9 protein-coding genes are annotated in these 11,273 nt (G+C 73.7%); 4 read left to right on the top strand and 5 right to left on the bottom strand.

From position 1 onward, the window contains the following. Positions 1–70: 70 nt before the first annotated feature. The 5 genes from ELI80_RS03460 to exbB form a co-directional block, all read right to left on the bottom strand. Positions 71–1,648, bottom strand: coding sequence for an OpgD/OpgG family glucan biosynthesis protein (locus ELI80_RS03460; protein WP_161596418.1), 1,578 nt, complete (start codon positions 1,646–1,648; stop codon positions 71–73). A 129-nt stretch (positions 1,649–1,777) separates the two neighbouring features. Then, complete coding sequence (locus ELI80_RS03455; RefSeq protein ID WP_136649591.1) at positions 1,778–2,770, bottom strand: siderophore-interacting protein; 993 nt, start codon at positions 2,768–2,770, stop codon at positions 1,778–1,780. Continuing rightward, a complete protein-coding gene (locus ELI80_RS03450) occupies positions 2,767–3,849 on the bottom strand; it encodes a TonB C-terminal domain-containing protein (protein WP_136649590.1) in 1,083 nt (360 codons plus the stop codon). The genes ELI80_RS03455 and ELI80_RS03450 overlap by 4 nt, the downstream gene beginning before the upstream one ends. After that, the gene (gene exbD / locus ELI80_RS03445) at positions 3,846–4,385 is read right to left on the bottom strand and encodes a TonB system transport protein ExbD (RefSeq protein ID WP_136649589.1); all 540 of its coding nucleotides are present in this window, start codon (positions 4,383–4,385) and stop codon (positions 3,846–3,848) included. Before exbD ends, ELI80_RS03450 begins: the two co-directional genes overlap by 4 nt. A gap of 1 nt (position 4,386) precedes the next feature. Next, positions 4,387–5,319 (bottom strand): tonB-system energizer ExbB, encoded by a 933-nt coding sequence (gene exbB, locus ELI80_RS03440; protein ID WP_136649588.1) that lies wholly within the window; start codon positions 5,317–5,319, stop codon positions 4,387–4,389. A 185-nt stretch (positions 5,320–5,504) separates the two neighbouring features. Between exbB and ELI80_RS03435 the strand changes: the two genes are divergently transcribed. The 4 genes from ELI80_RS03435 to ELI80_RS03420 are packed head-to-tail and all read left to right on the top strand — an operon-like array spanning position 5,505 to position 11,264. Next, complete coding sequence (locus ELI80_RS03435) at positions 5,505–7,616, top strand: TonB-dependent siderophore receptor (RefSeq protein ID WP_236641303.1); 2,112 nt, start codon at positions 5,505–5,507, stop codon at positions 7,614–7,616. Next, complete coding sequence (locus tag ELI80_RS03430) at positions 7,610–8,530, top strand: iron-siderophore ABC transporter substrate-binding protein (RefSeq protein WP_438943051.1); 921 nt, start codon at positions 7,610–7,612, stop codon at positions 8,528–8,530. Before ELI80_RS03435 ends, ELI80_RS03430 begins: the two co-directional genes overlap by 7 nt. Next, entirely contained in the window at positions 8,527–10,497 is a 1,971-nt protein-coding gene (gene fhuB, locus ELI80_RS03425) for a Fe(3+)-hydroxamate ABC transporter permease FhuB (protein ID WP_136649586.1), read from the top strand. The genes ELI80_RS03430 and fhuB overlap by 4 nt, the downstream gene beginning before the upstream one ends. Then, complete coding sequence (locus ELI80_RS03420) at positions 10,494–11,264, top strand: ATP-binding cassette domain-containing protein (protein ID WP_136649585.1); 771 nt, start codon at positions 10,494–10,496, stop codon at positions 11,262–11,264. Before fhuB ends, ELI80_RS03420 begins: the two co-directional genes overlap by 4 nt. Positions 11,265–11,273 lie beyond the last annotated feature (9 nt).

The raw sequence follows: 11,273 nt of genomic DNA, 5'->3' as shown, positions 1-11,273 counted from the left end.
CCCGTGCCGGGGGCGGGGAGATCGGAACCCGGCGCGGGGCTGCCGCTCCGGGGAAGCGTGCCCTCCGCCGTCACTCGCGGACCCAGCGGTACATCCAGGTCTCCGACAGCGGTCCGGCCTCGGATTCCAGCCGCGCCTGCAGTTCGACCAGCTCGGCTCCCTGGGGGAAGAACTCGAACGACAGCCGCATCAGCCCCTGGTCGAGCAGGTGGGTGACGTAGGGATAGACGATCCGCCCGGCGCTGGCCGTCACCGACGCCTGGGGCAGGGTGCCCGGCGTGAACAGCGCGTTGTCGAAGTCGATGTTGAAGGTCCGCGCGTCGGCGTTGTTGATCGACCGGCCCGACAGCGTCTCGCGCACGAGGGCGTACGGCCCGACATCGCCGGGGGTCGATCCCAGATGCGCGTCGTAGCCGAACTCGACCCGGGTGCCGGGGGCGAGGGGCTGCGCGGGTTTCCAGAACGACACGATGTTGTCGTGGAACTCGCTCTCGACCGGGATCTCGACCAGCATGACGGCGCCTTCGCCCCAGTTGGTGTGCGGGCTGATCCAGGCCGAGGGGCGGCGTTCGTAAAAGGCGCCCGCGTCCTCGTAGTTGGCGAACTCGCGGTCGCGCTGCATCAGGCCGAAGCCCTGCGGGTCCTCGTCCATGAAAGCCGAGAGCTGCAGGGTGGGCGGGTTGTTCAGGGCCCGCCACAGCCGGCTGCCGTCGCCCGTCATCATCTGCAGCCCGTCGCTGTCGTGGACGGCCGGGCGGTAGTCGTCGGGAACGTCGCCGTCCGACGGCCCGAACCAGTACATCGAGGTCAGGGGCGCGATCCCCACGTCCTCCAGCGCGCGGCGGGGGACCAGCGCGACCCGGGTGCGGACGCGGGTGTTTTCACCCGGCGTCACCACGAACTGGTAGGCGCCCGCGACCGAGGGGCTGTCCAGCAGCGCCCAGATCGTGACGCTGCCCGCGTCGAGGTCGGGCTGCTCGATCCAGAACTCGCGGAAGGACGGGAATTCCTCGCCCGCCGCGCTGCCGGTGCCCAGCGCAAGGCCGCGGCAGGAAATGCCGTAGTGGTTGCCGCGCCCCAGCACGCGGAAATAGCTGGCGCCCTGCCAGACGGCCAGCTCGTCCAGCACGTCGGGCCGGTTCAGCGGCGCGCGCAGGCGGAAGCCCGACCAGCTCATGTCGCCCGGCGGCAGCTGCGCCGCGTCGGGCGGGAACGAGATCGCGTCGAAGGTGAACACGCCCGGATCGAAGGGCAGGGGCCGCACGACGCCGTTGTCGACCATGTTGATCCGCACCGGCTCGGAATACAGCATCCCCGGCGGCAGCAGGTCCAGGCCCCAGCCGCGAACGGCGCCGAACGGGTCCGCCTCGCGGCGGAAGCGGATGCCGCGATAGGAGTCGTAGCCGAGATCCGCGAAGGGCGCGGTCAGCGTCGAGGTCGGCTTCTGATAGTCGGCCTGCGCCAGCCCGACCGCCATCGCCACGACGTCGTCGAACCCGAAGGGCCGCGGCGGGGTCGCCGGGACGGCGGCGGGGGCAGGGGCGGGGGCGGTCTGCGCGTGAAGGCGGCTTGCGCCGAACGGGGTGGGGCCGAGCACGGTCGAGCCGAGCGTGGCGGCTATGGAGCCGACGAAGATGCGACGTTTCACGAAAAAGACCCCGGGCAAGACAGCAGACATGGCGTAGCCGAAGCATCCATCCACGGCAATCGTCTGGATGACGGTCTGACGACGATGTGCGGGGATCGGCCGGCGGTGCCGCGCGCGGGTGATGCCGCCCTATCCGGCCGGGCCGGCGCTCCTGCTCCAGTAGGCGGCGGCGGTGAAGGCGGTCTTGGGCAGGCCGCGGTCCAGCAGGCGGCGCCGCGCCGCCCGCGCGAGGTCGTCGCGCGCGGCGAACCAGACGTGGCAGTCCTCGTCCGGTTCGATCGCGCCGAGCGCGTCCAGCAGGTCGTCGCAGCGCGTCACGCGGGGATCGAGCGCGAGCGGCCCCAGGTCGTCGGCCGAGGCGCGGACCCAGGCCCGGACCGATCCTTGCGCGAGCCCCAGCATCCGCGCGATCGCCGGCAGCGCGGTCTCGTCGCCGAAGCAGTCCAGCCGGTGCGCGTCGGGGCACCAGCCGCCGCCCGGGCCGATGATGCCGACCTCGGCGCCGGGTTCGACGCGGTCCGCCCAGTCGCAGGTCGGGCTGCCCTCGTGGCGGAAGATGTCGAACTCCAGCCAGTCGTCCTGCTGGTCGGTGACGGTATAGACGGGCCGGTGCAGCGCGTCATCGCCCGCGGGCCACACCGCGCGCCCGCTTTCGGCGATGCGCGGCCAGACCGGCGCGCGGCCCTTCGGCGGCAGCAGCAGACGGAAATGCAGGCTGCCGAGGGCGAAGCGCGCGGCCTCCGGCCCGGTCAGGCGGACCCGGACATAGCCGGGCGTGACCGGCCTTGCCGACACCACCCGCATCAGCGCAAGGCCGGGGGCGAGCGCGCCCACCGCGACGCTGTCCCACGCGACCGTCACGCCCTCGTCGGCCAGCATCTGCGTCGCGCTGTCCTGCAGCGTCAGCACCAGCCGCCGCTCGGCCCCCGTGATCTCCACCCGCGCGCCGGGATTGTCGGGGATCAGGCGCAGCTCGCACCCCCAGAGATGCAGCGTCAGCCGGGTGTCGTCCTCGACCAGCGGCGCGTCCCATTCGGCGGCGCGCGCCCGTATCACGGCTGCCGCGGCGCCTGCGCCCGTTTCGATCCGGCCCGACGCGCCGGCAAGGGGGGAAATGCTCATCGGACCTCGACTGCGATGGGGACGGTCAGCGTCTTGGGACGGCCGTCGGGTGGGGCGGGAAGGCGTGGCATGCGCGCGGCCTGCCGCGCGAGGATGGCGTCGATGCGCGCGTCGCCCGTGCCCGAAACGAGCTGCGCGGACGCGCCGCCATTGGCCGAGACGGTCACCTTCACGGTGGCGCGCAGCGTGCCGCCGGCGCCGTTCAGCCGGGCCCGGCGCATGTGCGATGCGACCCGCCCCTGCACCTGGCCCTGCCAGTTGGCGCCGGCCTGCCGCGACGCGCCCTGCGCCGCGCGGGGCTGCGCGGCCGCGCGGCTGCCCGACGGCTGCGCCTCGCGCGCGGGCTCCCGGCTGGGTTCGCGGCGGGGTTCGCGCGGGGTGTCGCGCGGCTCTTCGCGGCGGGCGCGCTCGCGGCGCGGCTGCTCGGGTTCTTGCCGAGGCTCCTGCTCGACGACACGCGGGGGCGGGGTGGGCTTGCGGCGCGGCGGGGGGACGATCGCGGGTTCCAGTTCCGCGAAGTCGGGCGGCGGCAGCGTCGCTGTCGGCGGCGGCACGAAGTCCGGCAAGGGCTCGGGCTCGGGTTCCGGCGGCGCCGGGGGCACGAGGCTCGCGAAATCCGGGGGCGGCAGCGGGACCACGGGCGGGGCCACGAAGTCGGGGACCGGCACGGGCTCGACCGGCGGCTGCGGCTCCGGTTCGGGCAGGGGCTCGGGCTCCGGCAGGGGCTCAGGCTCGGGTTCAGGCTGCGGCTCGGGTTCCGGCTGAGGCTCGGGTTCGGGCAGAGGTTCCGGCTCGGGCTCCACCGCCGGCTCTGCGGGCTCCGGCTCCGCCGCCGGTTCGGCTGCCGGCTCGGGCTGCTGATCAGGCTGGGGCGCGGGCGCGACCTCCGTGGCGGGTGGCGCCGGCGTGGCGGCCGGTGCGGGCGCGAGTTCGATCATGATCGCGTCGGGCGGCGCCTCGAGCACGGGGGTGGGGCGGCGCATCGCCCAGGCCCCCAGCGCGACATGAGCCGACAGCACCAGCGCGCCGATCGAGGTCCACAGAAGGCCCCGCCCGAATCGAAGGCCGGTCCGCGTCATTGCACCGGCGCCGCCGCGACCGGGGCGGCGGCCGTCGCATTCGCATCGGCAGCATCAACGGCAAGCACGCCAGCCGCAGGCGCACCAGCAGCAGGCGCAAGCGCCGACGGCGGCGCGCTGACGCGGTCCAGCCCGACCAGCGCGATCTTCAGGTAGCCCGCGTCGCGCAGGCCGTTCATCACCGTCATCAGCTCGCCATAGGCGACCGACTGGTCGGCGCGCAGGAAGATGCGCTGCTCGGTATCACCCCCGGTCGCGGCCTGCAGCGCCGCCGGCAGCAGTTCGCGCGTCACGGGATCGTTGCCCAGCGACAGCCCGCCATCCGCGCCGACCGTCAGCCACAGGGGCGTGTCCGGACGCCCGGACGCGGGCGCATTCGACACGGGCAGGTCCACGTTCACGTCCACCGTCGCGAGCGGCGCCGCCACCATGAAGATGATGAGCAGCACCAGCATCACGTCGATGAAGGGCGTGACGTTGATCTCGTGGTTCTCGGCCAGCTCGTCGTCGCCGGTGTCGCGGATGCCGCCGGCCATGTCAGACCGCTATCCCGGCCGCGCGCCGGTCGAGATCGCGCGACACCAGCCGCTCGACGCCCGCCGCGGCCTCGGTCAGGCGCAGGCGGTAGCCGCCCGAGGCGCGCGCGAACACGTTGTAGATGACGACCGCCGGGATCGCCGCGACAAGGCCGATCGCGGTCGCCAGCAGCGCCTCGGCGATGCCGGGGGCGACGACGGCGAGGTTGGTCGTCTGCGCCTCGGAAATGCCGATGAAGCTGTTCATGATGCCCCAGACGGTCCCGAACAGCCCGACGAAGGGCGCGGTCGACCCGATCGTGGCGAGGATGCCGGTGCCGCGGTTCATCTGCCGCACCGCGCGGGCCTGGATCTGGCCCAGCTCGGACCCGATCCGTTCCTGGATGCCCGCGTGCGAAAGCTCGGGGCCGGACCGGTTCAGCTCGCGCGCCGCCGCCCGCAGCATCCGCGCGTCGGGGCCGCGGCCGTTCGCCTGCGCCAGCGCGCCGCGCAGGCTGTCCGCCGCCTCGATCCGCCCGGCGCCGCGGGTGATCGAGGCCATGCCGCCGAGATACTCGACCAGCTTGATGACCAGCACGGTCCAGGTCAGCACCGACGCGAAGGCGAGGCCCAGCATCACCGCCTTCACCACGATGTCCGCCTGCCGGTACATGCCGAGGGGCGACAGGTCGTGGGGCAGGGTGCCGGCCGGGACGGCGCCCGCGATGGCCGGGGCGACGAATGGGGTGGCGGGAACCGGGGCCGCCGGGGCCGTGCCGACCGCCGGGGCCGGGGCCGTGGCCGTGCCGACCGCCGCCGGGGGCTCGGCTGCGTCGGGGGCCGACTGCGCCAGCGCCGCGCCCGACAGCAGCGCAAGGGCCAGCGCCGCGGCGGGAAGAAGCCCCGGCTTGCGCGTCCGGACCCTGGCGTGGCGGCGGCTTTGCGATGCGATCATGACGGGCCTCGGCAGTCTGGGAACGGGACGCCGCGGGCGGGCCGCGGCGGTGCTGGAATCTCCATTTCAGTAGCCTAGAGTATTTGTCAACTATGCTCGTTGACAAACGGGCGGCGTGGGCCGAGAGACGGCGGTGCAATACCGTTATGCCTTCCACCATCGGCTTACGCACAAGGATCCCGTCCGTGACCGCAACCTTCCGCGCCCCGCTGCTCGCCGGCGCCAGCATCATCGCCCTGACCGCCGCCGCCTGGGGCCAGACCGCACCATCGGCGGACGGGACGGGCACCGCCGACACGATCGTGCTGGACACCGTCGTGATCGACGCCAACGCCTCGACCGATCCGACCGCGCCCACCAGCGGCTATGTCGTGCCGACCTCGCAGGTGACGAAATCCTCGACCCCGCTCGTGGAAACCTCGCAGTCGGTGTCGGTCGTGACGGTGGACCAGATCCGCGACCAGGGCGCGCAGACGCTGAGCCAGGCGCTGAAATACAGCGCGGGCGTGCTGTCGGAGCCCTATGGCTCGGACCCCCGCTTCGACGGCCCGCTGCTGCGCGGCTTCGGCGCGGACGAGGGGCAGTTCCTCAACGGCCTGCGCCACATGCGGAAGTTCAGCGCCCCCGCCTACGAGCTCTACGGCATCGAGCGGGTCGAGGTGCTGCGCGGCCCGTCTTCGGCGCTCTACGGCTCGGGCGCGCCGGGCGGGGTCATCAACGAGGTGCAGAAGCACGCCCAGTTGGAGGATTTCTCGGAAGCGGGCGCGGGCTTCGGCAGCCATGACGACGCCGAGGTGTTCTTCGACGTGAACCGGCAGGTCTCGGACCGCTTCGCCTACCGCCTGACCGGGGTCGGAAAGCAGACCGCCGAGCAGATCGAGGAGCTGACGAACGAGCGCGGCTACTTCGCCGGCGCGTTCCGCTATGACGTAAGCGACGCGACTCAGATCGACGTGCTGCTGTCCTACCAGGACGATTCGCCGATCAGCCCGGCCCGCGTGCCCTTCGCCCTGACCGAGCTGGTGGACGCCGAGGACCTGCGGGAGTTCTACGTGGGCGAGCCCTCCGACGACGAGAGCGACCGGCGCATGGCCAACGTGGGCATCGAGGTGCGGCACGATCTCGACAACGGCTGGCGGCTCCGGCAGGGCTTCCGCTACCAGAAGTTCGACTGGGACTACGTCGGCTTCTACGTCGGCGCGCTCGAGGCGGACGGCGTCACCGTCAACCGCGGCAAGATCATCCAGGCCGAGGACAACGCGACCGTCAACCTCGACACCCGTCTGTCGGGAACGATCGACGCGGGCGGGGCCAGCCACGATGTCACCGTCGGGGTGGACATGCTGGCCTATGACACCGACACCACGACCACCTTCCAGGGCGTGAACCCGATCCGCGTGGACGACCCGGACTACGGCACCCCCACGACCGACGTGGGCGGTCCGCTCACCACCGCCGACGACCTGTCGCGCAGCCATGTCGGCGTTTACGCCGTGGATGAGATCAGCTGGGGCGACTGGCGCTCGACGCTCGCGCTGCGGCATGACCGGGTCGAACAGGACGGAACGCTGTACCGCTACGGGCCTGCCTACAGCGCCGACCGGACCGACAGCGCGACCACCGGGCGCGTCGGCCTGTCCTACGTGACCGCGCAGGGCTTCGTTCCCTATGCGAGCTACGCCACCTCGTTCGAGGCCCAGATCGGCGGCGACTACGCCGGCAACACGCTGGAGCCGACGCGCGGCAAGCAGGTCGAGCTGGGGGTGAAGTACCAGCCGGCCGCCTTCGACGGCTACTTCACCGCCGCCGTCTTCGACCTGCGCCAGACCGACGTGACGGTGTCGGACGGCCTTGGCCAGCTGAGCCAGATCGGCGAGGTCTGGTCGAGGAGCGTCGAGCTGGAAGGGACGGCCAACCTCGGCCATGGCTGGCTGGTGCGCGGCGCCTACAGCTACAACGATACCGAGGTGAAGGAAGGCCCGTTCGCCGGCAACCGCGTCGTCAACGTGCCGCTGCACAACGCGAGCCTGTGGGTCAAGAAGGCCTGGGACAACGGCTTCGACGCGGGCGTGGGCCTGCGCCACGTGGGCGACCGCTTCGGCGACGACGGCAACACGGTCGAGGTCGAGGGCGAGACGCTGGTGGACGCGGGCGTGGCCTACGAACGCGGGAACGTGGTGGGCAGCCTCAACGTCACCAACATCACCGACAAGGCCTATGTCGCGAACTGCAACCCGTTCGGCTGCAACTACGGCGAAGGCCGCGACGTGCAGGCGCGGCTGACCTGGCGCTGGTGAACAGGCCCGCGCCTTCCCGCCGCGGGTTCCTGGGGCTGGCGGCGGGCGGGCTGCTGCTAGGCGGGCGGGCGCTGGCCGGCCCTTCCTTCACGACGGGCGCGGGCGGTCCCCGGCTGGCCGCGATCGACTGGGCGATGCTGGAAACCGCCGTCGCCATCGGCCACATGCCGGTCGCCGCCTGCGAGCTGATCCGTTTCCGCGCCGACGCGGTGACGCCCGGGATCCCCGGGGATGTGGTGGACCTCGGCCTGCGGGGCTCGCCCAATTTCGAGCTGCTGCAGCTGGTCCGGCCCGACCTGATCCTGACCTCGCCCTACTACACCGCGCTCGAGCCGCGGATGCGCGCGATCGCGCCGGTCATGTCGCTGCCGTTCTACGTGCCGGGCGAGCCGCCGCTGCCGAACGCGCTGTCGGCGCTGACCGGGCTGGCCGAGGCGGTCGGGGACCGGGCGGCCGGCATCGCCGCGCGGGACCGGGCCGGGGCCGCGCTCGATGCCGCCGCCGCCCGGTTGCGGGCGCATGACGGGCGGCCGGTCTGCATCATCAACATCGGCGATGCACGCCATTTCCGCGCCTTCGGCGAGGACAGCCTGTTCGGCAGCGTCGCGACCCGGATCGGCCTGCGGAACGCATGGCGCCAGCCGACGCAGTTCGCCTTTCTCGCGCCCGTCCCGATGGAGACGCTGGCCGACTTCCCCGACGCCACGCTGGTCATCGTGTCGGACGTGCCGGTGGCCGCGCGGGCGGCGCTTTCGCGCAGCGTCCTGTGGCGCGCGCTGCCCGCCGTCGCGGCCGGCCGCGTCCACGTGCTGCCGGACGTGAGCGCCTATGGCGGCGTGCTCGCGGGCCTGCGCTTCGCCGAGCTGATTTCCGCCGCGCTGACCACGCCTGCGAACGGACTGCCGCCCCGATGACGGCGCGCGTCCTTCTTCCCGCCGCGGCGCTGCTGGCGGCGGCACTGTGGCTTGCCGCGGCGCTGCGGCTGCTGCCGCCCGGCGGCTGGCCCGCGCTGCCGTTCCGGCCCGAGGAGATGGGGCTTTCCCAGATCATGTTCGCTTTCGGGCTGATGCCGCGCGGGGTGGTCGCGCTGGTCGCGGGCGCGGTCCTCGGGCTTGCCGGGGCGCTGATCCAGGCGGTGCTGCGCAACCCGGTGGCGGACCCGACGACGCTCGGAATCTCGTCCGGCGCGCAGCTGGCGCTGGTGATGGCGACGATCCTCGCGCCCGACCTGCTGGCGGGCGGGCGCCGGCCGGTCGCCTTTGCGGGCGCGGGGGCGGCGGCGGCTCTGGTGATGGCAGTCGGCGCGCGAAGGGGGTTCGCGCCGGTCACGGTGGTGATCGCGGGGATGCTGGTCGGGATGACCGCGTCGGCGGTCGCGACCGCGTTCACGCTGGCGCAGGGGGAATATCTTCTTTCGCTGGTGATCTGGAACGGCGGGTCGCTGGTGCAGCAGGACTGGTCCGGCGTGCGCGCGCTGGCGCTGGTGCTGGCGGGCGGGGCGGTCGGCGCGGCGCTGCTCGCGCGGCCGCTGCGGGTCCTGTCGCTCGGCGCGGCGGGCGCGGCGGGGCTGGGGCTGAACGTGGCGCTGGTGCGGCTGGCCGCCATGGCGCTTGCCGTCGCGATGGCGGCCGCGGTGTCCGCCGAGCTGGGGCTGATCGGCTTCGTCGGCCTTGCCGCGCCGGCGCTCGCCCGCACGCTCGGCGCGCGCCGGATGGAGGATGTGCTGTGGCTCGCCCCCCTGATCGGCGCGCTGATCCTGTCGCTCTGCGACGGGCTGGTGCTGGCGGTCGCGGGCGCGGGGGGAGAGATGTTTCCGGCGGGCGCGCTGACCGGGCTGATCGGCGGGCCGCTGCTGATCTGGCTGCTGCCGCGCCTGCGCGGCTCGACCCCGCCGGGGACCGAGGCGGCCGAAGGCCGCGCCCCGCGGCTTGCCCGGCCGGGCCGGGCGCTGGCGGTGATGGCGGTTGTCGTCGCGCTGGCGGCGCTGGTGCTGGTCTGGATCGGCCGCGTGCCGGGCGGCTGGGCGGTGTTGGACGGGCAGAGCCTGCGCGACTTCCTGCCGATGCGCCTGCCCCGGCTGGTGGCGGCGGCCGCCGCGGGCGCGCTGCTGGCGATCGCGGGGGCGGTGCTGCAGCGGCTGACCGCGAACCCGCTCGCCTCGCCCGAGGTGCTGGGCGTCTCGGGCGGCGCCGCGCTGGGCTATGCCGCCGCGGTCTTCGCGCTGGCGGCGCCGGGGACGGCCGCGACCCTCGCGGGGGCGGCGGTCGGCGGGGCCGGGGCGCTTGCGCTGGTCGCGCTGTTCGCCGCCCGTCGCGACATGCCGCCGGAACGGGTGCTGCTGGCGGGGATCGCGGTGTCGTCGCTCGCGGCGGCGGTGCTGTCGGCGCTGATGGCGTCGGGCGATGCGCGCGCCTGGGCGGTGCTGGCGTGGCTCAGCGGGTCGTCGGCGCGGGTGACGCCGCAGGGCGCGGCCTCGCTCGCGGTGCTGGCGCTGGGCGCGTGGGGGTCGGCGCTGGCGGCGCGGCGCTGGCTTGCGCTGCTGCCGCTGGAGGCGGGCGTCTCGCAGGGGTTGGGCCTTCGCCTCGCCCCCGCGCGGCTGGCGCTGATCCTGCTGGCGGGTCTCGGCACCGGGGCCGCGACGGTGCTGGTCGGCCCCTTGAGCTTCGTCGGCCTGATGGCCCCGCACATGGCGCGCCGCATGGGCCTTGCCCGGCCCGGCGACCACGTGACCGGCGCGGCGCTCGCCGGGGCGGGGCTGATGCTTGCCGCCGATTTCGGCGCGCGGATGGCGGGTTTCCCCTATGAGCTGCCGCTGGGCCTTTTCGCCACGCTGCTCGGCGCGCCCTGGCTTCTGTTCCTGCTGATGAGGACCACCAGATGACCCTGTTCCGCATCGCGAACCTGTCGGTGGACGTGCCCGGACGCAGGCTGCTGGACGGGGTGACGCTGGACCTGCCCGCGGGCCGGATGATCGCGCTGATCGGGCATAACGGATCGGGCAAGTCGACGCTGCTCCGCGCCCTCGCCCGGCAGGTCGCCCCGGCCGCGGGGCAGGCGTGGTTCGAGGATCGCGCGCTCGCCGACTGGCGCCCCCGCGACTACGCCCGCCGCCTCGCGTTCCTGCCCCAGCACCCGCCCCCGGCCGAGGGGATGACGGTGCGCGAGCTGGTCGCGCTCGGCCGTTATCCCTGGCACGGGGCGATGGGCCGCTTCTCGGCCACGGACGACGCCGCGGTTGCGGCGGCGCTGGCGGAATGCGCGCTGGAGCCGCTGGCGGGCCGCCTCGTCGATACCCTTTCGGGCGGAGAGCGGCAGCGGGCGTGGCTTGCGATGATGGTCGCGCAAGCCGCCCACGCGCTTCTGCTGGACGAGCCGATCAGCGCGCTCGACATCGCCCACCAGGTCGAGGTGCTGTCGCTCGTCCGCCGCATGTGCCACGACCAGGGCCGCAGCCCGGTGATCGTGCTTCACGACGTGAACATGGCCGCGCGGTTCTGCGACCACGTGGTGGCGCTGCGCGGGGGGCGGCTTGCGATGCAGGGCACGCCCGCCGACCTGATGCGGCCCGAGACGCTGGCCGCGATCTACGGCCTGCCGATGCAGGTGCTGGCGGATGCGTCGGGACGCCCGGCCGCCCTGCCTGCGTAGGCGGGCGCG

Source organism: Paracoccus aeridis (assembly GCF_004923205.2).
Lineage (GTDB): Bacteria > Pseudomonadota > Alphaproteobacteria > Rhodobacterales > Rhodobacteraceae > Paracoccus > Paracoccus aeridis.
The sequence above is the reverse complement of the archived record's forward strand: the minus strand, read 5'-3'. Positions and strand labels throughout refer to the sequence as shown.

What these genes read in the sequence shown, in the direction of transcription:
- ELI80_RS03455 (WP_136649591.1), bottom strand. Translation starts at nt 2,770, where the DNA reads ATGAGCATTTCCCCCCTTGCCGGCGCGTCGGGCCGGATCGAAACGGGC.
- ELI80_RS03450 (WP_136649590.1), bottom strand. Translation starts at nt 3,849, where the DNA reads ATGACGCGGACCGGCCTTCGATTCGGGCGGGGCCTTCTGTGGACCTCG.
- exbD (WP_136649589.1), bottom strand. Translation starts at nt 4,385, where the DNA reads ATGGCCGGCGGCATCCGCGACACCGGCGACGACGAGCTGGCCGAGAAC.
- exbB (WP_136649588.1), bottom strand. Translation starts at nt 5,319, where the DNA reads ATGATCGCATCGCAAAGCCGCCGCCACGCCAGGGTCCGGACGCGCAAG.
- fhuB (WP_136649586.1), top strand. Translation starts at nt 8,527, where the DNA reads ATGACGGCGCGCGTCCTTCTTCCCGCCGCGGCGCTGCTGGCGGCGGCA.
- ELI80_RS03420 (WP_136649585.1), top strand. Translation starts at nt 10,494, where the DNA reads ATGACCCTGTTCCGCATCGCGAACCTGTCGGTGGACGTGCCCGGACGC.